Annotated in this window: 29 protein-coding genes; 14 read left to right on the top strand and 15 right to left on the bottom strand. The window is 64.6% G+C overall.

Going from position 1 to position 26,944, the window contains the following annotated elements; genetic code table 11:
* Complete coding sequence (locus DPM35_RS01185) at positions 1-873, top strand: NmrA family NAD(P)-binding protein (protein ID WP_112125516.1); 873 nt, start codon at positions 1-3, stop codon at positions 871-873.
* Between the two features lie 63 nt (positions 874-936).
* Here DPM35_RS01185 and DPM35_RS01180 read toward each other — a convergent pair whose 3' ends face one another.
* Complete coding sequence (locus tag DPM35_RS01180; RefSeq protein WP_112125515.1) at positions 937-1,863, bottom strand: hypothetical protein; 927 nt, start codon at positions 1,861-1,863, stop codon at positions 937-939.
* Between the two features lie 296 nt (positions 1,864-2,159).
* Between DPM35_RS01180 and DPM35_RS33070 the strand changes: the two genes are divergently transcribed.
* Positions 2,160-2,750 (top strand): CatB-related O-acetyltransferase, encoded by a 591-nt coding sequence (locus DPM35_RS33070; RefSeq protein ID WP_146767904.1) that lies wholly within the window; start codon positions 2,160-2,162, stop codon positions 2,748-2,750.
* Complete coding sequence (locus tag DPM35_RS01165) at positions 2,716-3,726, top strand: glycosyltransferase family 8 protein (protein ID WP_181591883.1); 1,011 nt, start codon at positions 2,716-2,718, stop codon at positions 3,724-3,726. The genes DPM35_RS33070 and DPM35_RS01165 overlap by 35 nt, the downstream gene beginning before the upstream one ends.
* A 289-nt stretch (positions 3,727-4,015) precedes the next feature.
* Here the strand turns inward: DPM35_RS01165 and DPM35_RS01160 are convergent, their stop codons facing one another.
* The 3 genes from DPM35_RS01160 to DPM35_RS01150 all read right to left on the bottom strand — a co-directional run bounded on the left by DPM35_RS01160 (position 4,016) and on the right by DPM35_RS01150 (position 5,403).
* Positions 4,016-4,258: a DUF982 domain-containing protein gene (locus DPM35_RS01160; protein ID WP_112126189.1), complete on the bottom strand. Its 243-nt coding sequence runs from the start codon at positions 4,256-4,258 to the stop codon at positions 4,016-4,018.
* A gap of 590 nt (positions 4,259-4,848) precedes the next feature.
* Entirely contained in the window at positions 4,849-5,094 is a 246-nt protein-coding gene (locus tag DPM35_RS01155) for a DUF982 domain-containing protein (protein ID WP_095815976.1), read from the bottom strand.
* A gap of 105 nt (positions 5,095-5,199) precedes the next feature.
* Positions 5,200-5,403, bottom strand: a complete 204-nt coding sequence (locus tag DPM35_RS01150; RefSeq protein ID WP_112125512.1) for a hypothetical protein — start codon at positions 5,401-5,403, stop codon at positions 5,200-5,202.
* A 417-nt stretch (positions 5,404-5,820) separates the two neighbouring features.
* Here DPM35_RS01150 and DPM35_RS01145 point away from each other — a divergent pair, with 417 nt between their 5' ends.
* Complete coding sequence (locus DPM35_RS01145) at positions 5,821-6,180, top strand: ArsR/SmtB family transcription factor (RefSeq protein ID WP_042638109.1); 360 nt, start codon at positions 5,821-5,823, stop codon at positions 6,178-6,180.
* A 482-nt stretch (positions 6,181-6,662) separates the two neighbouring features.
* Here DPM35_RS01145 and DPM35_RS01140 read toward each other — a convergent pair whose 3' ends face one another.
* The 5 genes from DPM35_RS01140 to DPM35_RS01120 all read right to left on the bottom strand — a co-directional run bounded on the left by DPM35_RS01140 (position 6,663) and on the right by DPM35_RS01120 (position 11,637).
* Entirely contained in the window at positions 6,663-7,469 is an 807-nt protein-coding gene (locus DPM35_RS01140) for an ABC transporter permease (protein ID WP_112125511.1), read from the bottom strand.
* 5 nt (positions 7,470-7,474) lie between these two features.
* Complete coding sequence (locus DPM35_RS01135) at positions 7,475-8,308, bottom strand: ABC transporter permease (RefSeq protein ID WP_112125510.1); 834 nt, start codon at positions 8,306-8,308, stop codon at positions 7,475-7,477.
* A 22-nt stretch (positions 8,309-8,330) separates the two neighbouring features.
* Positions 8,331-9,443 carry an ABC transporter substrate-binding protein gene (locus DPM35_RS01130; protein ID WP_112125509.1) on the bottom strand — a complete coding sequence of 371 codons (1,113 nt, stop codon included), beginning with the start codon at positions 9,441-9,443 and terminating at the stop codon, positions 8,331-8,333.
* A 71-nt stretch (positions 9,444-9,514) separates the two neighbouring features.
* Complete coding sequence (locus tag DPM35_RS01125) at positions 9,515-10,609, bottom strand: ABC transporter ATP-binding protein (protein ID WP_112125508.1); 1,095 nt, start codon at positions 10,607-10,609, stop codon at positions 9,515-9,517.
* A gap of 140 nt (positions 10,610-10,749) precedes the next feature.
* On the bottom strand, positions 10,750-11,637 hold the full coding sequence (locus tag DPM35_RS01120) for a LysR substrate-binding domain-containing protein (RefSeq protein WP_112125507.1): 888 nt from the start codon (positions 11,635-11,637) through the stop codon (positions 10,750-10,752).
* Positions 11,638-11,720: 83 nt separating this feature from the next.
* Between DPM35_RS01120 and DPM35_RS01115 the strand changes: the two genes are divergently transcribed.
* From DPM35_RS01115 to DPM35_RS01105, 3 genes are all read left to right on the top strand, one after another.
* Positions 11,721-13,313 carry a zinc-binding metallopeptidase family protein gene (locus DPM35_RS01115; RefSeq protein ID WP_181591882.1) on the top strand — a complete coding sequence of 531 codons (1,593 nt, stop codon included), beginning with the start codon at positions 11,721-11,723 and terminating at the stop codon, positions 13,311-13,313.
* A 31-nt stretch (positions 13,314-13,344) separates the two neighbouring features.
* Complete coding sequence (locus DPM35_RS01110) at positions 13,345-14,277, top strand: dimethylarginine dimethylaminohydrolase family protein (protein WP_112125506.1); 933 nt, start codon at positions 13,345-13,347, stop codon at positions 14,275-14,277.
* Between the two features lie 170 nt (positions 14,278-14,447).
* The gene (locus tag DPM35_RS01105) at positions 14,448-15,170 is read left to right on the top strand and encodes a 3-keto-5-aminohexanoate cleavage protein (protein ID WP_112125505.1); all 723 of its coding nucleotides are present in this window, start codon (positions 14,448-14,450) and stop codon (positions 15,168-15,170) included.
* Positions 15,171-15,313: 143 nt separating this feature from the next.
* Here the strand turns inward: DPM35_RS01105 and DPM35_RS01100 are convergent, their stop codons facing one another.
* Together DPM35_RS01100 and DPM35_RS01095 are read right to left on the bottom strand one after the other, a co-directional pair.
* Positions 15,314-16,372: a Gfo/Idh/MocA family protein gene (locus DPM35_RS01100; RefSeq protein ID WP_112125504.1), complete on the bottom strand. Its 1,059-nt coding sequence runs from the start codon at positions 16,370-16,372 to the stop codon at positions 15,314-15,316.
* A gap of 99 nt (positions 16,373-16,471) precedes the next feature.
* Positions 16,472-17,257 (bottom strand): ThuA domain-containing protein, encoded by a 786-nt coding sequence (locus DPM35_RS01095; RefSeq protein ID WP_112125503.1) that lies wholly within the window; start codon positions 17,255-17,257, stop codon positions 16,472-16,474.
* A 214-nt stretch (positions 17,258-17,471) separates the two neighbouring features.
* On the opposite strand from DPM35_RS01095, the gene DPM35_RS01090 reads away from it, so the two are divergent.
* A complete protein-coding gene (locus DPM35_RS01090) occupies positions 17,472-18,230 on the top strand; it encodes a bestrophin-like domain (protein WP_112125502.1) in 759 nt (252 codons plus the stop codon).
* A 2-nt stretch (positions 18,231-18,232) separates the two neighbouring features.
* On the opposite strand, the gene DPM35_RS01085 is transcribed toward DPM35_RS01090, so the two are convergent.
* Together DPM35_RS01085 and DPM35_RS01080 are read right to left on the bottom strand one after the other, a co-directional pair.
* Positions 18,233-19,480: a glycosyltransferase gene (locus DPM35_RS01085; RefSeq protein WP_112125501.1), complete on the bottom strand. Its 1,248-nt coding sequence runs from the start codon at positions 19,478-19,480 to the stop codon at positions 18,233-18,235.
* Between the two features lie 246 nt (positions 19,481-19,726).
* Positions 19,727-21,274 (bottom strand): tlde1 domain-containing protein, encoded by a 1,548-nt coding sequence (locus DPM35_RS01080; RefSeq protein WP_245431390.1) that lies wholly within the window; start codon positions 21,272-21,274, stop codon positions 19,727-19,729.
* Positions 21,275-21,910: 636 nt separating this feature from the next.
* On the opposite strand from DPM35_RS01080, the gene DPM35_RS01075 reads away from it, so the two are divergent.
* Both DPM35_RS01075 and DPM35_RS01070 read left to right on the top strand, forming a co-directional pair.
* Positions 21,911-23,431 (top strand): multicopper oxidase family protein, encoded by a 1,521-nt coding sequence (locus DPM35_RS01075; RefSeq protein WP_112125499.1) that lies wholly within the window; start codon positions 21,911-21,913, stop codon positions 23,429-23,431.
* A 26-nt stretch (positions 23,432-23,457) separates the two neighbouring features.
* Positions 23,458-23,988 carry a cytochrome c gene (locus DPM35_RS01070; RefSeq protein WP_245431389.1) on the top strand — a complete coding sequence of 177 codons (531 nt, stop codon included), beginning with the start codon at positions 23,458-23,460 and terminating at the stop codon, positions 23,986-23,988.
* 65 nt (positions 23,989-24,053) lie between these two features.
* Here the strand turns inward: DPM35_RS01070 and DPM35_RS01065 are convergent, their stop codons facing one another.
* The gene (locus DPM35_RS01065) at positions 24,054-24,536 is read right to left on the bottom strand and encodes a DUF2127 domain-containing protein (RefSeq protein ID WP_112125497.1); all 483 of its coding nucleotides are present in this window, start codon (positions 24,534-24,536) and stop codon (positions 24,054-24,056) included.
* A gap of 38 nt (positions 24,537-24,574) precedes the next feature.
* On the opposite strand from DPM35_RS01065, the gene DPM35_RS01060 reads away from it, so the two are divergent.
* Entirely contained in the window at positions 24,575-25,117 is a 543-nt protein-coding gene (locus DPM35_RS01060; protein ID WP_112125496.1) for a phosphatase PAP2 family protein, read from the top strand.
* Positions 25,118-25,202: 85 nt separating this feature from the next.
* Here the strand turns inward: DPM35_RS01060 and DPM35_RS01055 are convergent, their stop codons facing one another.
* Positions 25,203-25,640, bottom strand: coding sequence for a YqaA family protein (locus tag DPM35_RS01055; protein ID WP_112125495.1), 438 nt, complete (start codon positions 25,638-25,640; stop codon positions 25,203-25,205).
* 163 nt (positions 25,641-25,803) lie between these two features.
* Between DPM35_RS01055 and DPM35_RS01050 the strand changes: the two genes are divergently transcribed.
* The 3 genes from DPM35_RS01050 to DPM35_RS01045 all read left to right on the top strand — a co-directional run bounded on the left by DPM35_RS01050 (position 25,804) and on the right by DPM35_RS01045 (position 26,912).
* Positions 25,804-26,091: a hypothetical protein gene (locus DPM35_RS01050; RefSeq protein ID WP_112125494.1), complete on the top strand. Its 288-nt coding sequence runs from the start codon at positions 25,804-25,806 to the stop codon at positions 26,089-26,091.
* 44 nt (positions 26,092-26,135) lie between these two features.
* On the top strand, positions 26,136-26,282 hold the full coding sequence (locus DPM35_RS32310; RefSeq protein WP_181591881.1) for a hypothetical protein: 147 nt from the start codon (positions 26,136-26,138) through the stop codon (positions 26,280-26,282).
* Positions 26,283-26,696: 414 nt separating this feature from the next.
* A complete protein-coding gene (locus DPM35_RS01045; protein ID WP_112125493.1) occupies positions 26,697-26,912 on the top strand; it encodes a hypothetical protein in 216 nt (71 codons plus the stop codon).
* Positions 26,913-26,944: the final 32 nt, after the last annotated feature.

Genomic DNA, 26,944 nt, shown 5'->3' with positions numbered 1-26,944 from the left:
ATGTTCGCAGTTACCGCCATTACCGGCCGCGTCGGCGGGGTCCTTGCCGAAACGCTGTTGGCATCAGGCCACAAGGTTCGGGCCGTTATTCGCGACGAAGCCAAGGGCGCGCCGTGGCTGGCCAAAGGCTGCGAGATCGCCGTCGCCGACTTGAGCGATCCCGGGCCGCTTGCCGCGGCGCTTTCGGGCGTCGAGGGCGCCTTCATCCTGTTGCCGCCAGTCTATGATTCCGAACACGATTTCCCGGACGTGCTGCCGAAGATCGCCGTCGTCCGCGAGGCGCTTGGTCGCGCGCTGCCGCCCAAGGTCGTCGTCCTGTCGACGATCGGCGCGGATGCCGCCGAACCCAATCTGTTAAACGCCTTGCGCCTGCTGGAGGAGGCGCTTGCCGATCTGCCCGTGGCGGTGACGTTCCTGCGCGCCGCCTGGTTCATGGAAAATGCCCAGTGGGATATCGCCTCGGCGCGCGACCAGGGCGTGATCGACAGCTACCTGCAGCCGCTCGATCGGCCGGTCGCGATGATCTCGGCCGCGGATGTCGGCAGGACGGCTGCCGAACTGCTGCTGGAGGATTGGCACGGCCACCGCGTGATCGAGCTCGAGGCCGGGCAAAGGGTGTCGCCGAACCAAATCGCCGCCGCCTTCGCCAAGGCCCTCGGCCGCGAGATCAAGGCACGCATCGTCCCGCGCGAGCGATGGGAGACGATCTTCCACGAGCAGGGCATGCGCCATCCGGCCATGCGCATGCGCATGCTCGACGGCTTCAACGAAGGCTGGATCGACTTCCGCGATCCCCATGCCCTAAAACGTCAAGGAAGGACTGGGATCGACGAGGCGATTGCTGGACTAGTCCGCGCGCCTGATCGTATCTAGGAACAACCAAATTCGAGCGTCGCTGCGCGCTCCGAAGGACCGGGAGGAGGCGGTGGCCGGCCTTCAGAAATCGCTCACGGCCTGCCCGGCCGGACCACCCAGATAAGTGTTCCACACATAATCCCTGAGCATTTCGCGGTGCTCCGTCGTTCGATGGTGATAGCCCGGTCGTTCGGGATATGACACGCCGGCCAGGTGAAAGAAGGCGCCGTCGATGAACTCGTGGTGCCCGACCGCGCCGGCCATCGTCATCGGCCGCTGTTCCACGCTTGCTACGGCGACATCCGTCTCGGCGAGTTTCGAATAGAGGATCGCCCAGTTGGCGGCGCCGGTGTCGAGGCCGAGATTTATGCGGGGTTCGAAATTCAGTTCGTAAGGGGCCACGGCGGAGAACCGGTAGAAGCAGTAGCCAGCCCATAGGTTCCAGTGCCGATCGTCCGGCTTGGCCTTGTAGACGTGATTTTCGGTGGCGTATGCCCTGCGCCCATACACGGCTTTGCCGGCCAGCTTGGACGGGATATCGAACGGCACGACCGGGAAGCAGTCGTGGTCGATGAAGCCGAAGAACTCCGGCTTCAGATGGCGCACGATGTTGTGGAACGCCCAGGTGATCGCCGTTCCATGCGATCTCGACAGGTGCTTCTCGACCCGCATCGGCAAGGCAAGGTAAGGCACGCCGCGCATCTTGCAGATCTGTGCGATGGCCTCTCTCGCGGCTACCTTCGTCGAGTTGTCGACGACGACCAGCGTCATTCCCGGCGGCCGCATCTCCCATGCTTTCGTCAAGGCGTCGATCACCCAAGGCACGTTGAAGGCGACCGTGAAGCATACGCGCGACACTTCGGCGTCCCGCAATTCCTTCGCAAGAAGACGCCCGGACGCGCGCCCCCGATATTCGAAGGCTTTGTAGACGAACTGGTTTCTGAGCGCCTTTACCCGGATCACCGTCCGGCTTCGGCTCAGCCTGTCGACCAGCGGTTTGAATGCCAAGGCTGCCTCGCGATAGTGGCAGCCCCCCGATGTTCTCTTTGCCCGGCGCCGCAGGAAAATCAAGCGGCTTGAGGTAGTGCTGGTCGGCGCGGACGCCAGCAGGTATTCGGTGATCTCGTTTCAGTCCATCGAGCTCGATATGGTGAATATGGTCGCCGAGGAAGGGGGAGCGCTTCGATCCCGCGGCCTGGTCCAGCGTCTCGACCAGAAGCGCGGCGCGCAATTCTTGCGGTTCCCTTGTTGCTGGCCACGTTGATCTGCGGCTATGTCGCTGTAGTTCGCGACCGAGGTTTCTGATGTCGAAATTTTCCCAATGGCTGAGGGAAGTCCGTTCCAAATTGCCGGAGCACGTGACGGTTGGCCGTCACACCTACGGTGTGAAATGGCAGAAGATCATGTTTCCCTCGAAGGACGCTCCGCTCAAAATCGGAGCCTTCTGCTCTATCGCCGGCCAGGTGCGTTTCATGTGCTCTGGCCAGCATCAGACCGACAGCGCGACGTCGTTTCCGATCTACAGCCGATTGCTGAACCGGCCAGAGCCGATCCCTAATGGCGGCAAGCCGGCTGGCATCACCCTCGGCAATGATGTCTGGATCGGCAATGGCGCGGTGATCCTGCCGGGAGTCGAGATCGGCGATGGCGCTGTCGTTGGGGCAGGGGCGGTGGTCACGAAGAACGTGCCGCCCTACGCCATTGTCGGCGGCTCGCCCGCAAGACTGATCAGATACCGCTTTTCCGAAGAGATCATCTCGAAGCTGTTGGCAATCCAATGGTGGCGTTGGGACGATGACAAGGTCAAACGCGAGGCGGCAATGCTCACTGGCCCCATCGAGGCTTTCGTCGAGAAGCATTTTGTGGCAGGCACTGCCCTCAACCAGTCGCAGTAAACGACAGCCAATGACGAAATCCTGTTTTTTCATAGCGGCTGACGCCAGGTACTTCCCTTATGCCTGCCTGGCGGCGCGCCGGATATTGGACGTTGCGCAAAAGCCGACGGATGGTTTCATTCTTCATCTCGGAGCGACCGATGCCGACAAGAGCGTCGCCGATCGTCTGTTGGAAGATCGCATTCAGACGGTCGATGTAGCGGAATTCATGGCCGCATCCGGCTACCGCTTTCGCCCGGGCAGCATTGCGACATTCATCCGGCTCTTTGTCGACCAGTTTGCCGAGTTCGCGCCTTACGATCGTATCGCGCATGTCGACTGCGACGTTCTTTTCAACAGAGACATAGCCGATTTGGTCGGACAGCCAATTCACGCGCCGTTGCTCGCTGCGCATGACGACTACATGTATTTCCGACCGGCTTACCGGCAAAAAATGTCCATGCGGCCGGGCGCGCCTTACTTCAACGCCGGCATCATCGTGTTCAATATGGCGCCGGTGCGCGAACAAGGGCTTATGAAGGAAGCTCGGAAACTCGCTGTTGAAGGTCAGATGAACGACCAGAACGCCCTGAACATCGCCTTCGAGGGCAAATGGCAGACGATGCATCCAAACTGGAACCTGCAGTCGCTCGGAACCAGAGAATTCCGCTTCTCGCAAGCCTGGGCCAGGCATTTCGCGGGCGGCAAGCCATGGGGCAATCAGGTGGGGGTCGAACTCGATGCGCTGCGCATCTGGCGGGATCTGGCAGGGGACACGCCCTGGGGCAGGCCTTTCGAGCAGCGCATACCCTTCGAGCGCGGCGTGGTGAAGCGCTTCTTCCGACGCTTCGACGCGGTTGCCGGCCTGTTCGGCAAGGACGTGCAGCGCCGGAGGGCCAGATATGACGGCAGCAGGATGCACGCGATCTATGCCAGGCAGGCGGATGAAGGCGCGATGGCGGTCCAGTTTCCGGAGGTGCTTGGCGGTTTCGCCTGACCAGGCCGTCGTCTGCCTGCTTGACCGATTGACCATGCGCTGTGGATAGTAACCGTGCGTTTACCATGCTCCGGCGCTCGCGTTGCGGCCCGGCGCCCGACTCGCCGAAATGGAAAGGCCTGAACCCGTCAGGCAACCCCTAAGCCCAGCGGCCGGCGTTTTCATGTGCCCCACGGGATGCGTGCTTGAACGCGTTCCACAGTATGCGCCGGCCGTAACTTCGCCTGTATGGAAAACGGAAAGCCCGCCGCGGCAATGGGAAACCGCGACGGGCATGGGGAAATCGGGGCTACGCCAGCAGCCCGGCGACCTTGGCCGCCTTGCGCAGCGTCTTGCGGGCTTCCACCGGGCTGCGCAGGCCGTCAAGCGCGTCACGGCAGACGCGGCTCGCCGAGCGCCAGGCGCCGTCGCGCGCCTGTCCCGGCCAACGTTGGTCGAGGCATTCCATCGCCTCGAAGCAACTCGATACCTTGCGCCGGCCGTTTGGCTTTAAATCGATCACGACTGGTTCGGAAAACCAGACATCGTTCATCACTTCCTCCGTTCTTATGATCGTCTTTTTGAGCAAGCTATCGGCGCCGGATGGCGTCCGATGCGGGTCCGTGAGGCGATTGCGGACCCGCGCGTTAACCAACCATCGCGCATTAGGTTCCGAAGAATTTCGAGGCGACTATGGGCAGCGTCGGGACGGGCTCCTCGGCGATTCCGATGGTTGAAAATCGTGTGACCAAAGTCACTGCAGCACCCCCGCGGCCTGCGCTAATGAATCCGGCAGGCTGATGAAACGCGGGAAGACCTCTCATGCTTATCGCCGTGCTCGCATCCACCATGACCGTTGCCACCTTGGTGGCGACCGCTTTCGGCCTTTACGAGGAAGCGCGACCGAGCCGTGCGCCCGATGAGACGGATCGTGCGCGCGCGTTTCGAACAGCGCGTCGTCTTCCCGTCAATCTGCGCGTTCGGTAGGTCCGACGACACCGCCGGGCATGTTCACCCCGCTTCAGTTGGCCATGTGCCTTTTTCGGGCCGGAATCCTGCTCTCTCCGGCGGTGTTCGCGGTGCTGGTGCTTTTGTGGCTTTTCTATCGATAGGCAGGCTCGTGCCACACGCCGCCGCGATGTCCTATTCGACCAGCACATGCGCTTCGCGCGCGGCGGCGATGAAGGCCTCCCTGGCGGCGTCGGCCGGGACGTCGCCGCGGATCGCCCGGCGACAGGCCCGCAGCGCCTCGCCATGCAGCGCGCTGCCGGCATCGCGCCATTGGCCGGTCAGCAGTTCGGCGGCTTGTTCGGCGTTGGATATGTGGCGGATCGAGCCGGAAACGCCGACGGCGACTTCAACCGGCCTGGAGAACCATCCCTGCATCATCGCGGAACCTCCCGAACAATATCGGAACACGACATTCTGCCGTTGCGTTCCGTGCCGGAACGTCAACTTAACGTGAAGCCGCCTCGCGCGGGCGCAGCACGTTGCTCATCTTCCAAGCGGCCTGCGCGAAAGCTCGATCAGTTCCGCCTCGTCGGTGATGCCGGCCATGTAATTGGCGATGATGCGCGAGGCGCGTGCTTCCTTCTGCTCGGCGGTCTCGCCCTTGATGCTGCCATTCTCATAGACACGGCCAAGCATCGCCGTCTCGTCGGGAGTGAATGTGTTGCGGCCATTGGGTGCAATGGACATGGCTTCCTCCTTGAGCCGGGCTCCTTTTTTGCCAGTTAATATTAGCATGCTTCAAGGTTGAGCGTGAGTCGCGGCGAGCTAAGCTTGCCATGCACTTCGGCTGACGCCGCTCTTGTCCTCGGCTGGCCGCTGTTTTGCCGGGCTCGTTATATTCTTGCCGAACGAGCGCTGCGCTGGTACGCATTAGCAGCGCGGAATTTTTCCGAGTCTGCATTGACTTGAGCCCGAAAAAACGCCGCGCGTTGTGTCCGAGACCAGTGCCCCGGCGTGGTGGCAACCGGGTTACGAAGGGGTTCTGGTCGAAAAAGAAGCAGGGCAGGTCCCGTGTCGAAATCGGGGCATGCCCACCAACGCTCTGGAACTCTGAAGCCATTTGCCCCCATGGCCTTCGGAAGAGCATGAACCATGGGGAAATCGATGGTTACGAAGAAACTTACCGCCAACGCAGAAAGCGCGGCAGCCTTTCTTGCGGTGATGGGCAACGAGAAGCGTCTGCTCATCATGAACTACTTGGCCGAGGGCGAACTCTCGGTCGGCGTGCTCGCCGACAAGGTCGAACTCAGCCAATCGGCGCTGTCGCAACACCTGGCCAAACTGCGTAGGTTTGGCCTGGTCGAAACCCGCCGCGATCGTCAGATGGTCTACTATTCCTGCAAGTCTTCGGCGGCGCGCGAACTTCTGGCGCTGCTCGATGGCCTGCTGGCCACGGACAAGCCTCTTGCCGGACCGGCAAGGCAGGCGTTCGTCGAGAGGATGCGGCGGCCGCAGGCCGCTTGAACGGACCGCCACGCACGGACGAGGCCGGGGGGCCTTCGTCCGGTGCGGGGCCTCGATGGCGCAGACTGCGAACAAGCGGGTCGCATCGCGACGCCGCCGTGTTTCCCTGCATCTCCAAGCCGCTCTGCCGTCCCGCCGGCCGGGCAGACGGTTCATCACGTTTCTTTGACAGGCGCTGTCTCGATGCCGGATGCTCCCGGCAAGCCGCTGATAGAACGGGCTTTTCTTGCGCCGTTGGGCGCGCGGACCGACCGAAGTTTACGGATTTGTAAGTCGCCCGGCGGGGCCCTGTTGGCTAGATTTCGAGTCGATCCACACCCCCGGATCATGACGGCGCCGAACTTCCACTTCGGCTCCGTGAAGAGGCTCGCCGATCCCGGCGGGCCTCTTTCGTTTCTGGATCGGGGCAATTCCGGAAGGTGTGGGCGGTTTCCGTACGGATCGCGTCAAAAAGAGAACGATCCGGTGAACGGCAAACCGCTCTACGACGAGGCCTTTTGCCTGGTGATCACGATCCTCACCGCCAGCACCAGCACCGTGATGACGATCAGGATCACCGAAAGCGCCGCGATCGCCGGATCGATGTTGTCGCGCAGGCCCATCCACATCAGGCGCGGCAGCGTGATCGCATTCACCGAGGTGATGAACAAAGTCACGCCGATTTCTTCCCAGGAGAGCACGAAGGAGAGCAGGGCGGCAGTGACGATGCCGAACTTGATGTTGGGCATGATGACGCGCGTCGCGCGTTCCCAAACGGTGGCGCCAAGCCCGCGCGCGGCAAGGTCGATGCGCCGGTCGAGCTGGCTGAGCGAGACCAGGATAAGCACCGTGGCGAATGGCACCGTCATCACCGAATGCGCCATCGCGACACCCAGCCACGTGTCATAGCCGAACAATGAGGTGAGGCCGGAGACCGAGGTGAGGAGGAAATAGAGCGTCACCGCCGAGACCACCGGCGGCACCACCATCGGCAGCAGCACGAAGCCGACAAGGGCCGCGGTGAAGCGCGGCTGGAACATCCAGACGCCGAGGCTGAAAGTCAGCGCGAGTGCCGTCGAGAGGATGCTGCTGACGACACCGATCCTGAGCGAAAGCAGGATGGAGTCCAGCCAGCGCGGATCCTCGATCAGCGAGCGGTAGTGGCGCAGCGACAGTTCCCCCGTCGGCATGGTCAACATGCGGCTCGGCGTCAGCGACACTGGGATGACGGCAAGCAGCGGCATCAAAAGGAACAGCGCTACCAGCACGGCGAGGATGAGCGAGACGGGACCGGGACGGTAGGTCGGCATCTTGGCTACACCAATTGCTTCGGTTTGACGTAGCGGAAAAGCAGCGCCATCAGCGCGCCGACAAACACCACCAGCACGACGCTGATCGCCGCGCCCAGCCCCCAGTCCGGGCTCTGGAAGATGCGCAGATAGATCAGCTCCGCGATCATCACGGAGCGGCCGCCGCCGAGGATTGCCGGCGTGACGAAGAAGCCGAGCGAGAAGACGAAGGTGATCATCGCCGAGCCGATGATGCCGGAGCGGGTCATCGGCACGAACACCGTCCAGAAGGTGCGCATGCGGCTGGAGCCAAGGCCGCGCGCCGCGAGCAGCACGCGCTCGTCCAGGCTGCGCATGGCCGATGCCAGCGGGAACACCGCGAAGGGGATGAGGAAGTGCGACATGCCGACGATGACGCCGAATTCGTTGCGCACCAGGGTCAACGGCTCCGAGATGAAGCCGATCGATTGCAGCCAGGTGTTGATCAGGCCACGGTTGGAGAGCAGCGCCACCCAGCCGAACGCGCGGGTGAGTACGGAAATCCAAAATGGCACCAGGATGCAGAATTCGGCCAACACGCGCTGCACCGGGCTACCGCGCACCCAGACAACGGTGATCGCGTAGGCGGCGGTGACCGAGACGAGGGTGACGATCGCCGCGATGCGCAGCGTGCGGATGAACACCGATTGCACCAGCTCGTCGGTGAGCAGGGCATGGTACTGGCCGAGCCCGGGCGTGGGGAGCGTAAAGCTCCACTTCACCACGCCAAGGAACGGCCAGGCATAGGCCAGGATCAGGAACAGGAGCAGCGGCGCCATCAGCAGCGCCGCGCCCATCCTGTCGGAGAGGGTGCCTCTCATTGCCAAGAAGTTCCCGGCCCGGTCAGGCCGAGATGATCTTGGTGTACTCGTCGAGCGCGGCGCCGTAGTTCTTGGCGTACCAGTCCATGTCGAGCGGGATCTGCTTCGCCATGTTCGCCGGATCAACCGGGTTGATGCGCTTCTTGTCGGCCGGGATCAGCGCGTCGGCCGCTGGATTGGCCGGGCCCTGTCCGAGCTTTTCGAACATCACAAGTTCCTTCTGCGGATCCTGGGTGCTGGCGATGAACTTCATCGCCGCGTCCTTGCCGCCGGGATTGTTCTTCAGCACCGCCAGCGCGCCGGGCGAGATCAGGCCCTGATCCCAGATGAACTTGATCTGGCCGCCGGAGTCCTGCTCGATCAGCGAGGCGCGTGTCGACCACACGATCGCCATCGAGGCTTCGCCGTTGAGCAGCACGCTCTGGCTTTCGGCGCCGCCGCCCCAATAGGAGACGACGTTCTCCTTGAAGGCGGCGATCTTGTCATGGGCGCGCTTGAGATCCAGCGGATAGAGCGACGCCGGCGCGACGCCGTCCGCCAGAAGTGCAGCCTCCCAGCTCGACACGCCCCATTTGTAGAGCGAGCGCTTGCCGGGGAATTTCTTGACGTCGAAGAAGTCGGCCATGCCGGTCGGCGCGTTGGAGCCGAATTTCTGCGAGTCGTAGGCGATGACGTAGGAGAAGAAGTAGGTCGACGCGGCATACTCCCAGCCGAAGCCCGGCCGCATCTTGCTCTTGTCGACGATCTTGTAGTCGATCGGCTCGAGCATGCCCTGAGCGCCCAGCGTGATCGCCGAGAACGGGTCGACGTCGACGAGGTCCCAGGTCGGCGCGCCGCTCTTGAACTGCGCGGCGATCGCGCCTTCGGTCGGGCCCGAGCCATCCATCTTGACCGGAATGCCAGTGTCCTTGGTGAAGGCCTGGCCATAGGCGGCATCGTAGGCCGTGATGGCGTCGCCGCCCCAGTTGACCAGCACCAGCCCCTTGGTCTCGGCACGGGCGCCGGTCGAGCGCAGCAGCATCGGCGTGCCGGCCAGCACCAGGCCGGCAAGCTGCGCGAACTGGCGGCGCGAGATCTCGCCGCGCTTTGTCCTCTCGGCGAGGGATTCGATCGTCTGTTTCTTGGTATCGCTCATGTCAGTTCCCCTTGTTGTCGTTGATTTGAACCGGAAGCCGATGCGGCGATTTCAGGCCGCAGCAGCGCTCTCTACTGTCCTCCGTCCGGAAGGAGGAAACCCTTCTCCGCCGGCCAGGTCAGCCAGACGGAATTGCCCTTGCTCAGGGCCGCGGCCGCGACCTCGTTCGGCACCGAGACGGTGACCCTGGCGCCCTGGCGCGTGGTGAGGTCGAGCTTGGTCGCGGCACCGAGATAGGTCGAGGCGACAGCGGTCGCGGCAATGCCGTTCTGGTTCGCCGACGCTTCCGGCGCGATCGACATGTCCTCGGGGCGGATGGCGAGGATGGCGTCGCCTTTGATCGCTTCGGCCTTGCAGCGCATGTTGACCGCGCGGTCTTCGCAGAGCCCGGTGGCGCCATTGTCGGCGGGCTTCACGCCCTTCACCGGCAGCATGTTGATCTCGCCCAGGAACTCAGCGACGAAGCGGTTCGCCGGCCGGTCATAGACCTCGTCCGGCCTGCCCACCTGCAAGAGCTTGCCATGGTTGAAGATGGCGACGCGGGAGGACAGCGCCAGCGCCTCGCTCTGGTCGTGGGTGACGAAGACGAAGGTGGTGCCGGTCTCCTGGTGCAGCCGCTTCATCTCGGCCTGCATCTGGCCGCGCAGGCTCTTGTCGAGCGCCGAGAACGGCTCGTCGAGCAAGAGCACGCCCGGCTCGAACACCAGCGCGCGGGCCAGCGCCACGCGCTGCTGCTGGCCGCCGGAAAGCTGCGCCGGCAATTTCTTCTCGTGGCCTTTCAGCCCGACGCGCTCGACCATCTCGCCGACGCGCTTTTTGATCTCGGAAGCGGATTTCTTGCGCACCTTGAGCGGGAAAGCGATGTTCTGCTCCACGCTCATATGCGGAAACAGCGCATAGCCCTGGAACACCATGCCGGCGGCGCGCTGCTCGGCCGGACGATCGGTGATGTCGACACCGTCGCTGAAAAGCCTGCCTTCGCTCGGCTGCACGAAGCCGGCGAGGATCATCAGGAAGGTGGTCTTGCCGGAGCCGGAAGGGCCGAGCAGCGTCAGAAATTCGCCACGGCCGATATCGAGCGACAGATTGTCGAGCGCCCGGAACGAGCCGAAGCTCTTGCCGATCCCGTTCGCTTTGATTTCTGCGGCCCGGCCGGGTTGCTGCATCCTGGCTCTTTCCTCAGTTCCCGATGAAATCGTAGGCATGGCTGCGGCTCACCGCAACCGAATAGTTTTCGCCTCATCGGCAAATTTGATTCACGGGTGGTGGAAGGGGGGCGACGCTGGAGCTGCCAATCTCAATCCGCCTAAAGCCTGCTCTCCGACAGCTTCGCCCTCAGCCAGTCGCCGAAGGCGTTGAGCACCGGATGCCCCGCCTTGGCGTGCTCGAAGACGAGGAAATAGGATCGCGGCGACGGGACGGTCGCCTCGAACGGCTTGACCAGCCGGCCTTCGCTCAGCGCCTGGCGGCCGGTGAGTTCGTCGCCGAGCGCGATGCCCTGGCCGGCGATCGCCGCCGAGAAGACGAGGTTCATGTCGGAAAAGAAGATGCCGCCTTCGGTATCGGGATTTTCCACCTTGGACAGCGCCAGCCAGCGCGCCCAGTCCTCGGTGTCGGAAAGATGCAACAGGCTGGCGCGCAGCACGTCGGCGGGTTTGGAGAAGCCGCCGACCTTGTTGAGCAATCTCGGGCTGCAGAGCGGCGTGAAGGAGACTTCGCACAGCAGCTCCACCGCCCGGTTCGGCCAGTTGCCGACGCCGAAGGCGATGAAGGCGTCGGCATCCGGGTTTGAGACGTCGTCGAGCCGCCGCGGCGTCAGCACGGACAGCGCCACGTCCGGATACATCTGCTGGAACTCGCCGATATGGGTGCACAGGAACATCGAGGCGAAGCCCGGCGGGCAGGAGATGGCGAAGGAGCCACCGACCCCGGCGCCGCTGTTCTGCGTCCCCGCGTCGCCGAGCACGGTCAGCGCCTTCCTGACATCGGCCGCGTAGCGCTGGCCGCGCGGCGTCAGCGCCACGCCCTTGCCGATCCGCTGCAACAGATCGAAGCCGAGGTCGCGCTCGAGCAGGCGAAGCTGGTGCGAGACGGCGCTGCGGGTGAGGTGCAGTTCGTCGGCGGCGCGCCATACGCTGCCGTGACGGGCAAAACTGTCTAGGGCGCGCAGCGCCTGCGTGGACGGTATTCGCAAGAGGCCTCAGGTGAACCGAATTTGCACGAGCCGGGAAAACATATCACTTTTTGACGAGCCGCTTCACTGCTTTTCTTGGAGGCATGGACAAACCGGTGACGAGTTCCGCGCAGGAATCCGCGCTTGCCACGATCGACAGCATCCAGCCGCTGCTGTCGGCCTGGACGCGCACCATCTTCGACTTCGGCGAGACCGCCTGGCGCGAGTACCAGTCGGCAGCCTGGTATGTCGACCGGCTGAAGCGCGAGGGCTTCTCGGTCGAGGAAGGGTCGGCCGGCATGCCGACCGCCTTCTGCGCGCATTGGACGAATGGCGACGGCCCGGTGATCGGCATGTATGGCGAGTATGACGCCGTGCCCGGAAACTGCCAAGATGCTGCGACGGTGAAGCAGCCGCGGTCCGGCCTGGGCTTTGAAGCAGGCGGCCACACCGATCCGCATTCGGGTCTCGGCATCGGCAGCCTTGGCGGGTTGCTGGCCACCAAGGCGGCGATGCTGGAGCACGGCATCAAGGGCACGCTTCGCTTCACCGGCGAGCCGGCCGAGAAGGTGAGGGGCTCGAAGCCGATCCATGCGGCAAAAGGCTATTATGATGGCCTTGCCGGCATGATCTCGTTCCATCCCTTCTACATGCTGCCGCTCTGCAACACGGCGCGCTGGGACACGCATTGCGGCGCCGCCTATTCGATGATCTACCGCTTTGTGTGCGACGAGCCCGAAAACTGGGTTCGCGCAAGCGATGGCGCGCCGATCCCGCAGGCTCATTCGGCGGTCAGGGCGCCCGGCGCCAATGACGCGCTGATGATGATGTACATGGCCTCCAAGGCCCTGCGCGATTCCATGCTGACGCATCAGGGCGGCTGGTCGATCAGCGAGGCGATCCTGACGGCAGGCCAGGCGACCGCCGACAACCTGCCAGCAGGCTTGGCCGAGATCCAGTACATGATCCGCGTGCCAACCATTGCCATGGCCGAGCAGGTGACGGCCGTGCTCGACCGCAACGCCGAAGCGGCGGCCAGGATGAGCGGCTGCCGCTACGAGCGCCACTGGGTGTCGAAGTCGCGGCCGGGGCTTGCCAACCACGCCATGGCCGAGATCACCTATCAGGCGCTGTCGACCGTCGGCGCGCCGCGCTGGGACGAGGCGGCGAGGGCCATTGCCCGCGAGGTTCAGGTCAATGCCGGCGGCGAGGCTACCGAAAATCCCTTCATCGACGAGCTGGAGCGGCTGATCACGCCGCGGGAGGCCGAGGCGATCCTGCGCCGCGACCTGCCGCCGTCGCAGGTGAACTCCACCTCCGACGATTACACTGACATGAGCTGGCACGCGCCGACATCGCGTTTTTACGTCGCCCGCCCGGCATTGCGCGCGGTCAAGGGCCATTCCTATCCGTCCTGGGCGATGAATGCGCTGGGCGGCATTCCCGCCACCATCGACCCGATGGTCACCTGTGCCGCCAAGACGGTCGCGCTGACGGCGCTGCGCCTGCTGGAGGACAAGGCCGCGCGTGACGCCGCCATGGACGAGTTCGTCAAGCGAACCGGCGGCGGCGTCGGCGGCTCGAACTGGATCGCGCCGCTTTGCGATTACGAACCCCCGATCAATTTCCGCTGGCCGGAATATGTCACCACGCCGCGCGGGCGCGACTGGTGGATCCCGGCCGCTTCCACCGCATGACCATCAACAGAGCATTCCAGAGGAGAACTCCATGACCGTCCATGATCGCATCGTCGCCGAGCCGTTCTCGCTGCAGCGCCGCAATCCCAATGGCGGCACCAAGCCGCTGACCGCCTGGGGCTTCGCCAACGAGACCGATGTCCTGACCGACGTGCTGCTCGGTTCGCCCAATTTCCTGCGGCACCTGTCGACCAGCTCGCTGTCGAGGAAACATCTGCGCGAGGCGCCCTGCAACGTCCAGATCGCGCAGGCGCAGCACAAGGACCTCGTTGCCGCCTACGAGCATTTCGGCGTCAACATCCACTGGCATGAGCCGACGCCGGAACTGCCGATGCAGGTTTATTCGCGCGACTCCAGCGTCATGACGCCTTACGGCGCCTTCATCACCGCGATGGCCAACTGGTGGCGGCGCGGCGAGAACTACGCCGCCATCCGCACCTATGAGAAGCTCGGCATCCCGATCTACGACATGGTGACGGCCGGCACCTTCGAGGGCGGCGACTTCAACGTCATCGAGGACGGCGTTGTGCTGATCGGCTGCGGCGGCGCCCGCACCCAGGAAGAAGGCGCCCGCCAGGTGAAGGAATGGTTCGACAAGGAAGGCTGGGAAACGCGTCTCGCTTTCATCGACGAGTACTATGTCCATATCGACCTGATGGTGGTGCCGATCGCCGAAAAGCTCACCGCCGTCTGCCTCGCCTGCACCGAGCCCGGCATCGTCGACTGGCTGAAGAGCAAGGGCCACGAGATCATCGACGTGCCCTTCCAGGACACGATGGCGCTCGGCTGCAACTTCATGTCGCTCGGCAAGGACAGGGTGATCGCGCCGACCTCCAGCAAGAGCCTCATCGGCCAGCTGAAGGCGCGCGGCTTCGAGGTCGCGGCTGTCGACATGAGCGAGATCTCCAAGACCGGCGGCGGCATCCACTGCATGGCGCAGGCACTGAAGCGCGTGCCGGCGTAACGGGCTTTCGAGTCCGAGACCACCGAAGGGGAACGCTTATCCCCCTGGCCGTCGGGCCAGGGGGATTTTCTGTTCGTAGGCCCGGCCTGTCAGGAGACTTCGCCATATCCGTTCCGATCATCCTTGGCCTGGGCTAGGCTCCGGCCAGCCGAAACAGGATTGCCGCAAAGATGATCGTCCAGGCCTGCATCAACGGCGCCCGTCCCGCCGATTTCCATCCAGCATTGCCGCTCGATCCTGAGGCGATGGCGCGCGACGCAGCCGCCTCGATCGCTGCGGGTGCGGCCGAGCTGCATGTCCATGCGCGCGGGCCTGATGGCCAGGAGAGCCTGGCGCCGGAAGCGATGGACAGGACGGTCGCGGCACTGCGCCGCGCCTGTCCGGGCACGCTGATCGGCGTCTCCACGGGCGCCTGGATCGAGAAGGATGATCTGCGCACGCTGGTTGCCATCTCCGGATGGCGCGAGCTGCCCGACTACGCCTCGGTCAATCTCAGCGAGACTGCGGCGCCGATCGTCATGGAAAGCCTGCGCCAGCGCGGCATCGGCATCGAGGCGGGGCTGGCGTCCATCGCCGATGCCGAGCGCCTGGTCGGCCTCGATCATGGCGCGCGGGTGCTGCGCGTGCTGATCGAGATTTCCGAGCAGACGATTGACGAGGCCTTTGCCGTGGCGGAGGGCATCGAGACGGTGCTGGAGCGCGCCGGTATCCGCCGCTCCATCTTGCTGCATGGTGAGAACGCGACCGTGTGGCCCTTCGTGGAAAGGGCGGCGGCGCGGAAGTTTTCGACACGGGTCCGGCTGGAGGATGGCAAGGCGCTGCCGGACGGCAGCGTGGCGGATGGCAACGCGGCACTGGTCGCGGCGGCGGTCGGGATCTATCGCGGGGCGTGACACTTGGTTCCTCGCCCCCGCCAAAGGCGGGGGAGAGGTGTCCGCGAAGCGGACGGAGCGGGGGTCTTCGTAGGGCGCCCCTCCTCTCCGTCTCGGCTTCGACGAGCCACCTCTCCCCCGCCTTGGCGGGGGCGAGGAAAGCGCTACTGCGTATCCGCGTTGGCCCTCAACTCGGCGCGTTTCTCATCCGACACCACGGCGAGGTCCAGAACCTTCTGCAGGCCTGCCGCGTGGCGGAAGGTCGGCTCGGTCTGTGCGCCGCTCTTCACCGCCTCGACGAAGCGCTGGTAGTTGGTCGGGACGGAGCCTGCGTCGAGTTCTTCCCATTTGGCGTTCTCGACATTGGCGCCGATGCAAGCCTTCAGCATCGAGCCGTCGAGATTGTGCACCACCTCGACGGCACCCTTGTCGCCATGGATGCGCAGGCGCAGTTCGTTGATGTGGCCGGTGGCCCAGCGGCTGGCATGCACCACGCCGAAGGCGCCATTGGCGAAGTCGAGTGTCATGGCGAAACTGTCATTGGCGTCGAGCTGGTATTCGCCGATACGGTTGCCTGGCGCCTTGTCGAAGGCGCGCAGCCGGCAGAACACATGGTCGATGTCGAGCGCGGCGCCATAGCTGGCGAAATCGAGGATATGGATGCCGACGTCGCCCAGCACGCCGTTCGAGCCGTGGCCGCGCGACAACCGCCACAGCCATTTCGGATCGGTGCGCCAGTCGCCCCAGAATTTCGACACCAGCCAGCTCTGCAGATAGGACGCCTCGACATGGCGCACCGTGCCGATCTCGCCCGCCTGCACCATCCGGCGCGCCTTCTGCAACGCGGCCACGTTGCGATAGGTGAGGTTGACCATGTTGACGATGCCGGCGGCCTCCGCCGCGTCGGCCATCTCGTTGGCCTTGCCGAAATTTTCCGCCAGCGGCTTCTCGCACAACACCGGCTTGCCGGCGGCGATCAGCGCCATGGTGGTCGGGTGGTGGATGCGGTCGGGCGTGACATTGGCGACCGCGTCGAAATCGCCCCAGTCGATCGCCGCCTCCAGCGAGGTGAAGCGCTTCGGGATCTTGTAGGCATCGGCGTATTCGCCGACGCGGGCCGCATCGACGTCGACCGCGCCGACGATGTCCACGCCCTCGATGGCGCCGAAGCGGCGGGCATGTTCCTGCGCCATCCAGCCGGTTCCGAGTATTAAAAGCCGCATTTCTGCTCCTCCGAGCGATTTGGTTCGATTCAATCTTGCGAGGCGAATGTGGCCCAGGCGCTGTTTCCGCGCAATCCCGAGCAAAGAGGGTAGCGCTTTTTAGCGGAAGCCGGCCTCGCCATGCGCGTGCAGCTTGCCGCCGCGCTCGACGATCGGCTCCAGCGCCTTCTCGACCGGCACGTTCGGCGCATCGAGGATGGCGGGCTTCGACCCTTGCGGGTTGTGCGCCCACTTCACCGCGTTGCGCAGCACCTTGTGCACGGTGGCATCATGATAGGTCGGATAGGTCTCATGTCCGGGCCGGAAGTAGAAGACATTGCCGGCGCCGCGCCGGTAGGTCAGGCCCGAACGGAACACCTCGCCGCCCTGGAACCACGAGATAAAAACGGTTTCCAGCGGCTCCGGCACGGCGAACTGCTCGCCGTACATCTCCTCGTTCTCGAGCTCGAAGAACTCGCCGACGCCTTCGGCGATGGGATGGTTGGGGCTCGTCACCCAGAGCCGCTCGCGCTCGCCGGCCTCGCGCCATTTCAGCGTGCAGGGCGTGCCCATCAGCCACTTGAAGATCTTGGAGAAATGGCCGGAATGGAGCACGATCAGCCCCATGCCTTCCCAGACGCGCTTTGCAACACGCTCGACAACCTCGTCGGCGACCGCGCCATGGTCCTTGTGGCCCCACCAGACCAGCACGTCGGTCTCGGCGAGGCGGGATTCCGGCAGGCCGTGCTCCGGCTGCTCCAGCGTGGCGGTCGTAGCGGAGATCGCCTTGTCGGCATTCAGCGCTTTGGCGATGGTCGCGTGCATGCCTTCCGGATAAATGCCAGCCACCACCTCATTGGTCCGCTCATGGATGTTCTCGCCCCAGACGACAGCGCGAATTGTCATGGATTGCCTCGTGAGTGATTGGGAGCCGCCCCGCGCCATAGATAGCGCCTTCGCCCGGTATTGAAAGCGGTTTTCGACCTTTGCTTCGCAGTGCATGGAGGCCGGCGTGAAAGTCTCCCTTGTCGGCCAATGATATAGGTACTTATGCTTCGACGCTGATTCAGCCGCTGCGCAGCCGATTGGCAAGCGCTGCGCCTCGGCTACAATATCAGCCATGGGCGAAGTGCTTGTAGGGACAGCGATCTTTGCTTGCCTGGCCGGGGCCTCGCTGGTCAGCCTGATGGTGCACGAGCGCTTCCCTGCCCATCACCTTGGGGACGACACCAGCGCGGTGGTGCGGCTTGCCGCGAACCTTTTCGTGGTGATGTCCTCGCTTGTGCTCGGCCTGATGATCAACTCGGCCAAGAACACATTCGAGTCCATCAACGGCAACGTGCACACCTTCGCCACCGATCTCATTCTGCTCGACCGAACGCTCCGACACTATGGCCCGGAGGCGGACAGCGCCCGACAGTCGCTCACGGCCTATGTCCAGCGCGTCGTCGAGACCTCCACGGCCGACAGCGACACGACCGTCGTCCCCAACAGGCTGTCGGAACTGCTGCTCAATCAGGTCGGCGACCTCATGGCCGGATTGACGCCCACAGATGCCAGGCAAAACGCTGCGCAGCAGGCCGCGACACAGCAGCTGCAAAAGCTGGTCGAGCAACGCTGGATACTCGCCGAGCAGTCCGAAGGCGCCATTCCCACGCCGTTGATCGTCCTGCTCGTCGCCTGGCTGACGCTGATCTTCGCCAGCTTCGGTTTCAGGGCGCCGCGCAATGGAACCGTCGTCTTCACATGCCTCATTTCCGCGGCGCTGGTGGCCGCGGCGATCTATCTGATCATCGACATGGACTCGCCCTTTTCAGGTCCGATCCAGATCTCGCCAGCGCCCCTGCAAAGGGCGCTGGCGGAACTGACCACGCAGTGAGCTTACCGGCTGGATTGGCCGAGCAATTCAATCAGCAGCCTTGCCGCCACCTCGGCGCCGTCGGCGCGGATTTTGCCAGCTACCGCCGCCGCACGAGCGCGGGTTTCGGGCGCCAGCGCCACGTCCAACGTGGCCGATAATGACTCCGTCGTCGGCATCGGGCCGTCATGCGCGGCGCCGATGCCTAGCTCGGCGGCACGCTTGGCCCAATAGGGCTGGTCGCCGATCTGCGGCACGATCAGCTGCGGCGCTCCGGCCCGCGCGGCGGCAACGGTCGTGCCGGCGCCGCCGTGATGGACAACAGCGGCGACGCGGCCGAACAGCGCCTGCTGGTTGACCTCGCCGATCTCAAGGCAGTCGTCGCCATCGTCGACGAGGCCGAGCCCGGCCCAGCCACGCGCGAGGACCGCGCGAAGGCCTCTGGCGCGGATCGTCCCGATGGCCGTGCGGCCGGCTTCGCTCGCGACCGATATCGAGCCGAAGCCGATATAGACCGGCGGCGGACCGGCATCGAGGAACGCGTTGAGCCGATCGGGGAGGGGCCGTTCGTCCGGCAGGATCAAGGCGCCGGTCTGCACGGCGTCGATCAGGTCCGAGGGCAGCCATGGCCCCAGCACCGGATCGCAGGCGAGCAGGACGGGATTGCCGTAGACATAATCCCGCACATTCTCCACCGGCGGCAGTCCGAGCAATGCGCGCTGGCCGTTGACCGCCTCACCGAAGAGCGCGTTCTTGGTCCGGATATCTGTTTCCCACAGCAGCCGGTTATCGGTCGCGCCGGCCGGCAGCGGATGGCTTGGATATTCATGCGGCCGGTTGTGCTGCGACGGCAACCAGATGGGGCAGAACGTGCCGAGCATGTAGCGCATGCCGCGTTGTTCCGCGACCAGCCGCGCGGCGGCGCAGGACGGGAAGAGGCCGAACGCCACCACCGCATCGCAGCCTTCGGCGGCCGCGCTCAGCGCCTCACATTGCCTGGCGGCGATCTCGGCCGCCTGGCCGGAGATGAGCCTGGCCCTGTCCTCGGGCGATGCCGATCGTGACCGTTTGACCATCTCCTTCGCCCATTCGCGCACCGGCGCGAAAGCCGGCGCCAGCGACACGCCGGCGCGCTCCAGAAGCGCGGCGAACTCCGCGTCGCCCGGCGCGCTCACCCGGGCCTCGACGCCATGCGCCTGCAAGGCCGCGCCGAGCGCCGCCAATGGCTCGACGTCGCCGCGCGAGCCGTAAGTCGATAGCAAGATCCGCATTCCGTGCTCCGTTTTTCTTTTTCGGAGCAGCGTTGATACGCCATGCCCGGGGGCTTGCCGCAAGCCCGGGCTGCGCCATATCTACGTCCTGGGAAGGGTCGTTATCGCTTCCCAGGTGAGGTTGCCGTCATGGCTGCAGGCCGCGACGGCATGGGGTGGCCCGAGCGCATTTTGGCGCGAGGCCCGTTCGGATCGGCAAGTGGGGACTGACAAATGCCGGCGACATGTTCGCCGGCGGGAGCAGGCTTAACCCTGGCGGCCCTCCTGGGCCACCCGGGTGGGGGAACTTGTCAGGCGTGGGACGACGACAAGGCGCTTGATCTTGCCGCTTTTATAGGCGGCAAGGAAGCGGTGATAGTCCTTGAACACGACGCAGCCATTGGATTCCGCGCGGCCGCCGCGCAGCATGTAGGTGTGGGCAAGCAAGCCGTTGCGGCCATATTTGTTGCTGCCGCTGGCCGGCGTGAGCCTGATGGCCTCGACGCCATGGAAGCGTGATTCACGCAGCGACAGATTGTAGGTATCCGGCGGCGTCGGGCCGACATTCTTGCGGTTGACGAAGCGCGGCTGGTCGACCATCGAGCCCAGTCCCGAATGCGCCTCGAGCCTTGAGCCGTCGGGCATGTAAACGGTCCTTGCCGAGATATCGTAGACGGCGACGCCATTGCCCGTCGAAGGGCCGTCGAACAGGCTGCGGAAGGCACTGCCCAGCCCACCGCGCTCCGGCGTGTCCGGCTTGGCATAGGCGAGCATTTCCGATGCCTGCGCCTTGCGCTTGCCGGGCTTGGAATCCGCCACTATCGGCTTCGAATTCGGCACGCCCGGCAGGGCCTGGTCGCCGCTTCTCGGCGAGGCCGCCGTCGGCGCGCTTTGCGCGGTGTCGGCTTCGGCCGGCTGCGGCTTGGCCTTGGCGACCTGCGGCTTCATGGCCTCAGGCTTCTGCGGCTTGGCCGCGTTCTGTACGGGCGCCTCGGTGGCGCGCTCGAGCGTGGTGCGCGGACGAAGGCCGGGCACGGCGATCGTATCGGGCAAATCGTCCTGCGGCGGCAGCGAGGCCACCTGGTACGCGCCGTCCTGGCCATTGTCCGCATTGTTAGCAGCATCGGGGCCGGCGACATCCGGTGCGTCGCCGTTTTGCAACGCGACGGCGGTCGGAACATCCGCCGTATCCTCAGGCGCGATGTTGGCGAGCGCCAGCGCCAGGTCGGAAGCGCCGCCGATTTCGGCCGGCTGCGGACCGAAGCGGGCCTCGATCGGGGCGGCGTCCGGCTGCGCGCCGCCGAAGCGACTTGCCGAAGGCAGGCTGGCCAGCAGGAACGGCGCTTTTTCTGCGCGGGCAAAGGCGTCGGCAAGCTTCTGGGGCGAAAGCGCCGCGCGCTTCACCACGCCATCGAAGCGGTCGGCGGCTCCGGCGGCCGAAGCCACCAGGACCACCTTTTCATGCGCAACGCTGTCGGGCGAGGGCAGCCTGAGGCGCGCCATCTTGCCCTCGACACTTTTATTCTTAAGTTTTTCAGGATCTTGGCCGTCATGCCTGAAGCTTGTCGCGAGGCTGAAGCAGCCTGTATCGCAGCTCCCGGTGAGCGAGGCCGCCCTGTAGCCGCCATTGGCGCCAAGATGCGGCGCCCAGGCATTGGCGATCTGCCGGCGCTGGTCGCCAAGCGCGATGGTGCGCGGCGAAAGCATGCCTTGCGGCAATCCGTTGGAAGCGGCGGTCAGCGAGGTGCTCACCGAATAGAGCCCCGCCAAGGTGGCGGCGGACCATAGGGCGAGGGCGGCGCCGACAGCAGGCACCAGGACCCAACGATGACCAGACTTTTTCGAAGTTACCCCCCCTTGAGGAGCGTCACCCCGGTTTTTCAAACGCAAAAACGCCATACGACCACTCTCAATCGGCATGCCGGTTTGCGGACCTGGCACCCGTCACGATCACAGTTCGCTGGTGCCCCCTGCACCTTCACGCGTCTGTTGCCGATTGATTCAAAAGATGGACAAAGATGGTTAACCAATCCCTCCACCAATCGCCGATTTGGCGACGGTCCATACGAAAAAAGAGCCTTCCATGGTCTTCGCCACGGTAAAAATGCTCTCCCTCACCCGACTTGCTGCCCGTTTTTCCGGCCTCTGTCAAGAAACCGTGAAGATCGGAACCGCAACATCTTCAGCCGGCTAGAGGCGGATTGGGGTCAAAATGCGACCGTTCGGCAAGCCCTGAAACAGGCAGGCCGGAAATGTTGTGGGCCAGTCGATCGGGCGGCGGTCCAGGATCGCTTTTTGCGCCACCGGACAAAAACACCCAAAAAAAGTCACTGCGGTCGGGGATCGCTTCTGCCGCGACATCGCTCTTGACCTTCCAGTTACTGGAACCCGTAGCGTGCTCGAAGGATCGTCCCGGCGGCGTCCTTCCCAATCACGATCCAGGAGAAAAAAATGCATCGACGCGGTTTTCTGGCGGCAGGCCTGGCGGCGGTTCTGGCGAGCCCGCGCGCGCTGGCGCAGATGAAGATGGATGACATGTCGAACATGGATTCCATGCCGGACATGGATATGGGCGGTCATGCCGGCCATGACATGGGCGCCACGGCGCAAGCGGCGCTGCCCGAGGGCGAGGCGCTGCGCGCGTTGCCGCTGCTGGCCAACGAGGCCGGTCGGCCCGGCCTGTTCAAGGCGCGCCTGACGGCCGAGCCCGCCACGGCGCGCTTCGGCGCCGACAAGGACACGCCGATCCTCGCCTATAACGGCACGAGCCCGGGGCCGTTGATCGAGGCTTACGAGGGCGACCGCGTCGAGATCACCTTCGCCAACCGGATTGAGGGCGAACCAAGCACCATCCACTGGCACGGCATGCCGGTGCCCGCCGACCAGGACGGCAACCCGATGGACCCGGTCGCGGCGGGCGCCGACCGCGTCTACGCCTTCGATCTGCCCGAAGGCTCGGCCGGCTCCTACTGGTATCACCCGCATCCGCATGGCCGGACGGCCGAGCAGGTCTATCGCGGCCTTGCCGGCGCCTTCGTCGTCAAGGCCAAGGCCGATCCGGTTCCGGCGGCCTATGGCGACACCGCGCTCATGTTCACGGACCTTCGCCTGGCCGCCGACGGATCCATGCCCGACAATACCATGATCGACATGATGAACGGCCGCGTCGGCGACCATGTGCTGGTCAACGGCCAGAAGAACCCGAAGCTGGCGGTGGCGGCGGGCGCGAAGCGGCGCTTGCGGCTCTACAACGCCACCAATGCGCGCTTCCTCAGGCTCGCCTTCGCCAATGCCTCGATGACCGTGATCGGCAGCGACGGTGGCCTCCTGGAGGCGCCGGTGGCGGCCGACGAGCTCCTGCTCAGCCCCGCCGAGCGCGTCGAACTGGTCGTCGCCTTCGACCGGCCGGGTACCGCCACGCTCACCACGCTTCGTTACGACCGCGGCTGGATGGGGCCGGGCCGGCCCACGGACGCCGGGCTGACGCTGCTGACGGTCGGTGTTTCCGAAACGCCGGCCGAGGCGATGCCGCCGCTGCCCGAAAGGCTGAGGCCGATCGCCCCGCTTGGGGCTCCCGCCGTCAGCCGCCGCCTCGTCCTCACCGAGTCCATGACGATGAATGCCGCGAGCATGGGGATGGACTTCCTGATCAACGGCAAGGCGTTCGACATGGGGCGCGTCGACTTCGTCGCCCGGGCCGGCGATATCGAGCTTTGGGAAATCGTCAACCAGGCCGACATGGACCATCCGTTCCATATCCACGGCACGCAGTTCCAGGTGGTCGAGCGCGAACGCGACGGCAATGTCGCCAAGCCGCCCTATCTGGCGTGGAAGGACACGGTCAATGTGGCGCGCCGCGAGACGGTGCGGCTTCTCACGCGCCAGGAAAGGCCGGGCGCGCGCATGTATCACTGCCATATCCTGGAGCATGAGCAGCTCGGCATGATGGGCATCGTCGACGTGCGGGCGTGAGGTCTCGCGTCATTCTGGGCGCGGCGTTGCTGGCGCTCGCCGGCGCGTTGATCCTTGCTCCGTCGCTGGCCGCGGGGCCGGGCGATCCCATCGTGGCGGCGCGCCAGGCCTCGATGAAGGAGATGGCGGCCGCCGCCAGGGCGATCGCCGAAATGTTCGACGGCAAGCGCGCCTATGAGCCGGCGGCCTTCAAGGCGGCGGCGGACACGCTGAGCGCCCGCGTCGCGGCCCTGACCGGCGAATTCCCGCGGGGCACGCTGGGCGCGCCATCGGCTGCCAAGCCGGAGATCGACCAAGCTCGGCAGGAGTTCGAGGCGCTCGCCCGCCATATCGGCCGGCTCGCCGATGCGCTCGCGATCAAGGCGCAGAACGCGCCGCCCGGGATCACCGCCGACATGCGGATGACCGGCCCGCCGATGGATGGCGGCAGCCTGCTCGGCAAACGCCCGGGCGCGGCTGAAGCCGATCCAGCCGACATGCCGGCGGAACATCTCCTGCACCTCATCCTGCAGGACTGCGCGAGCTGCCATGCGAAGTTCCGGCGCAAAGTCGAGTGAGGCCGGAGAGCATGATCCCGAAAAGTGGGAACCGGTTTTCGGAGAAAGATCATGCTCCAGTAGATCTAGGGTGCGATGTGGCGGCGCACCGTCTTCCACTCCTGCCAGATCAGCCACATGACGATGGCATCGAAGACGGTCAGCACGAGCAGGCCGGGCGAATGCGTGTAGGAGTAGCGGTAGACCTGGTAAGCCATGAAGGCGCCGAGCGCGACCAGCGAGGCAGGGTAGGACCACAGCTTGCCGCGCAGCAGGCCGATGACCAGCAGGAGCTTAATCAACCCGTGGCTGAGCAGGTAGAAGGCATAGAATTCCTTGCTCGCGATGGAGAACCCGGCGGCCATCCGCGACAAATGGCTGGCTATGAAGTCGTTGGGATCCTCGATCAACTCCTCCTGGGTGAGCATGTTGACCCAGGAGGCGATGGTTTGCGTGGTGACGAGGTAAAGCAGGATGCCGCCGACGCACTCGATCAGGGCATGGGCACCTTTCAGCCATACGCTGACCTCAAAGAGCTGGTGAATGCGATGCTCGCCGGCGGGCTTCAACGATCGACCTCATGATGGACCAGGGAAATCCGATAAGAATGGACGCTTCTCTCACGCACTGGATCAACTCTGCTGCCGGCATCAGCCCGCTTCTTGATAGGACAATGATCACGATCTCACAAATCGGCGTGCCGCTGATGGTGATCGCGGTCGCCCTGCAATGGTGGTCGAGGACCGACCGCGCCCATGTGCGCCATGCCTGCCTGTCCGCCGGGCTTGCCTTCCTGCTCGGGCTGGCGATCAACCAGGCCATCCTCCTGTTCGTCCACCGGATCAGGCCCTACGACGCCGGCGTCACGCATCTTTTGATCGCGCCCAGCGCCGACTGGTCGTTCCCGTCCGATCACGCGACCGCCAGCATGGCCATCGTCGCCGCCTTCGCCATGCAGGCGCTGCCGCGCCGCACGCTTGCCTTGCTCGTCATGGCCGCGCTGATCTGCTGGTCGCGGCTGCATATCGGCATCCACTATGCCGGCGACGTCGCCGGAGGCGCGGCCACCGGGGTCGCGGCCGCCCTGGCGGTGCGGCTTTGCTATCGCGAGAATTCACCGCTGGATGCCTTCGCCACGAGGATCCTCTAACTCTTTGTTTTTACGCAATTACGGACGCAAGACTACGGCGAAGGCGCCGAGCCTAACCGGCTACTTTTCCTGAAATTGCTCTGGGCTACAGGCCGAGGGTTGCGGCCGCCACGGCCAGGTACCGGCCGGCCTTGGCAACAGTGACGATGGCGATAAAGCTCCATAGGGGCTCGCGCAGCACGCCGGCCATCACCGTCAGCGGATCGCCGATAACCGGAGCCCAGCTCAGCAGCAGGCTCCATCGGCCGTAACGGTGATAGCGCGCCGCCGCGCGGTCGAGCGCGGCAGGCTTTGCCGGAAACCATTTGCGGTCGCCAAAGCGATCGATGCCGCGGCCCAGCAGCCAGTTGACCACCGAACCAAGCACGTTGCCGATCGTCGCGACCAGAACCAGCGCGGCCGGCGAATGGGTCCCGGTCAGGAGCAGGCCGACCAGCACTGCTTCCGATTGCAGCGGCAGGATGGTCGCGGCGGCGAAGGCGGTCAGGAAAAGTCCGCCGAAGGTGGCAAGGTCACCAAGCATTACCGCCCGTCAGTTCGCCTTTGGCCATTTCGGATCCCGATCATCGACGGCCTGGGTCATGGAGACCGTCGCCCCACTCCGATTTTGACCGGCGCGTATCACAAAAGTGACGCGCTCGCCCCCCTTTATGCTAGGCTTACGTCGTCAAAACAGAGTCACCGTTATGGATGCCAGCGAATTGCAGGCCATAGGCGACACGCTGATGCGCCTCGTCACCCCCAGCATGACGCCGAAGGATCTGGTCAAGGCGGTGCGCAAGGAGCATCCGGACGCCAGGAAGAAGGACATCGCCCGCGCCGCCTTCCACGCCATCATCGCCAATGCCGACCAGGACCCCGGCAAATCGCGCAGCCTCCAAGCTTTCGCGCTTGCCGAGCGCATCCAGCAATCGGAACAAATTGCAGCGAATTGTAGCGTTGGGCTTGCCGGAAACTTAATAAGCGACTTCTAATTTAATGGCTCCGCCGGCAATTAGCCCCAACCGGTAGCGAGCCAATGACCAAAAACCTCGGCAATGCCAAACCCAGCGCTCCAGCCAAGGAGATAAGTGCCTCGCTGTTCGGTAGGGCGGCGCCGGCGCTGTTTCCGCTGGTGGTCGCGGCGCTTGGCTATCTCGTCGGCCGGCATTATCTCGGCTTTTGACGCGCGGCCGGCTTCAGGTGGTTTTCCAGTCTGATTGTGATTGGTCCCTCTCGGCCAGGCCCGTTGCTGCTTTGGTCCTAGGGCCTAGGTCGTTCTTGCCCTCGCATGGGCGCGGGCGCATCCTTTCCCGTAGCCGGCGGCCTCGCAAACTCCGGTCAGGCCCGGCCGCCGAACCCAGTATCACCCCCCCAAGGCTGCCGGGCCGCCCACCACCCCGCGAGTTATGTCCGCCAGGCATGAGGCGGCGCAGGCCCCATAAATCGTTTTTATCCGTCAGATTTCAAAAATCTGTTAAGTACCGGCGAGTGCCTTTGCACTAAAGAGCGACCGGCTGCGCTTTCCGGCAACTTCGCGCGCTCTAGATCCTATTGGGAGTAGGCACCAAATACTTGGGCCGAAGGGCAGGGGCGGTATATGGTAACAAGCGAGCCAGACAGCGTCCGTGTAAAAGCCGTCAATGGCCAATGGATCGTGCGCGTCGTCGACGGTGGCAGGCTGACGCAGCAAGTGTTCGATATTCACGAACAGGCCGAGAGCTTCGCCGAGGAGGAGCGGCTGCGATTGGGACTTCCCGGGGAACCACCGGCCGAGGAGCCGGTCGGGCCGCTGCAGAGCGGACCGGCTGGCTGAGATCGTCGACGCTGCTAGCCAACGAAAGGCGC

Source organism: Mesorhizobium atlanticum (assembly GCF_003289965.1).
In the GTDB taxonomy this organism is placed as follows: Bacteria; Pseudomonadota; Alphaproteobacteria; order Rhizobiales; family Rhizobiaceae; genus Mesorhizobium; species Mesorhizobium atlanticum.
Note: the sequence above shows the minus strand (reverse complement) of the source record. Positions and strands in the feature narration are given on the sequence as shown.

Excerpts from the sequence above, each read along its gene's own strand:
- DPM35_RS01085 (WP_112125501.1), bottom strand. The coding sequence starts at position 19,480 with ATGCGGATCTTGCTATCGACTTACGGCTCGCGCGGCGACGTCGAGCCA.
- DPM35_RS01135 (WP_112125510.1), bottom strand. The coding sequence starts at position 8,308 with ATGAGAGGCACCCTCTCCGACAGGATGGGCGCGGCGCTGCTGATGGCG.
- DPM35_RS01150 (WP_112125512.1), bottom strand. The coding sequence starts at position 5,403 with ATGTCCATTGCACCCAATGGCCGCAACACATTCACTCCCGACGAGACG.
- DPM35_RS01075 (WP_112125499.1), top strand. The coding sequence starts at position 21,911 with ATGCATCGACGCGGTTTTCTGGCGGCAGGCCTGGCGGCGGTTCTGGCG.
- DPM35_RS01145 (WP_042638109.1), top strand. The coding sequence starts at position 5,821 with ATGGTTACGAAGAAACTTACCGCCAACGCAGAAAGCGCGGCAGCCTTT.
- DPM35_RS01045 (WP_112125493.1), top strand. The coding sequence starts at position 26,697 with ATGGTAACAAGCGAGCCAGACAGCGTCCGTGTAAAAGCCGTCAATGGC.
- DPM35_RS01095 (WP_112125503.1), bottom strand. The coding sequence starts at position 17,257 with ATGACAATTCGCGCTGTCGTCTGGGGCGAGAACATCCATGAGCGGACC.
- DPM35_RS01115 (WP_181591882.1), top strand. The coding sequence starts at position 11,721 with ATGGACAAACCGGTGACGAGTTCCGCGCAGGAATCCGCGCTTGCCACG.
- DPM35_RS01055 (WP_112125495.1), bottom strand. The coding sequence starts at position 25,640 with ATGCTTGGTGACCTTGCCACCTTCGGCGGACTTTTCCTGACCGCCTTC.
- DPM35_RS01110 (WP_112125506.1), top strand. The coding sequence starts at position 13,345 with ATGACCGTCCATGATCGCATCGTCGCCGAGCCGTTCTCGCTGCAGCGC.
- DPM35_RS01125 (WP_112125508.1), bottom strand. The coding sequence starts at position 10,609 with ATGCAGCAACCCGGCCGGGCCGCAGAAATCAAAGCGAACGGGATCGGC.
- DPM35_RS01155 (WP_095815976.1), bottom strand. The coding sequence starts at position 5,094 with ATGATGCAGGGATGGTTCTCCAGGCCGGTTGAAGTCGCCGTCGGCGTT.
- DPM35_RS01100 (WP_112125504.1), bottom strand. The coding sequence starts at position 16,372 with ATGCGGCTTTTAATACTCGGAACCGGCTGGATGGCGCAGGAACATGCC.
- DPM35_RS01130 (WP_112125509.1), bottom strand. The coding sequence starts at position 9,443 with ATGAGCGATACCAAGAAACAGACGATCGAATCCCTCGCCGAGAGGACA.
- DPM35_RS01160 (WP_112126189.1), bottom strand. The coding sequence starts at position 4,258 with ATGAACGATGTCTGGTTTTCCGAACCAGTCGTGATCGATTTAAAGCCA.
- DPM35_RS01090 (WP_112125502.1), top strand. The coding sequence starts at position 17,472 with ATGGGCGAAGTGCTTGTAGGGACAGCGATCTTTGCTTGCCTGGCCGGG.
- DPM35_RS01050 (WP_112125494.1), top strand. The coding sequence starts at position 25,804 with ATGGATGCCAGCGAATTGCAGGCCATAGGCGACACGCTGATGCGCCTC.
- DPM35_RS01185 (WP_112125516.1), top strand. The coding sequence starts at position 1 with ATGTTCGCAGTTACCGCCATTACCGGCCGCGTCGGCGGGGTCCTTGCC.
- DPM35_RS01060 (WP_112125496.1), top strand. The coding sequence starts at position 24,575 with ATGGACGCTTCTCTCACGCACTGGATCAACTCTGCTGCCGGCATCAGC.
- DPM35_RS33070 (WP_146767904.1), top strand. The coding sequence starts at position 2,160 with ATGTCGAAATTTTCCCAATGGCTGAGGGAAGTCCGTTCCAAATTGCCG.
- DPM35_RS01105 (WP_112125505.1), top strand. The coding sequence starts at position 14,448 with ATGATCGTCCAGGCCTGCATCAACGGCGCCCGTCCCGCCGATTTCCAT.
- DPM35_RS01140 (WP_112125511.1), bottom strand. The coding sequence starts at position 7,469 with ATGCCGACCTACCGTCCCGGTCCCGTCTCGCTCATCCTCGCCGTGCTG.
- DPM35_RS32310 (WP_181591881.1), top strand. The coding sequence starts at position 26,136 with ATGACCAAAAACCTCGGCAATGCCAAACCCAGCGCTCCAGCCAAGGAG.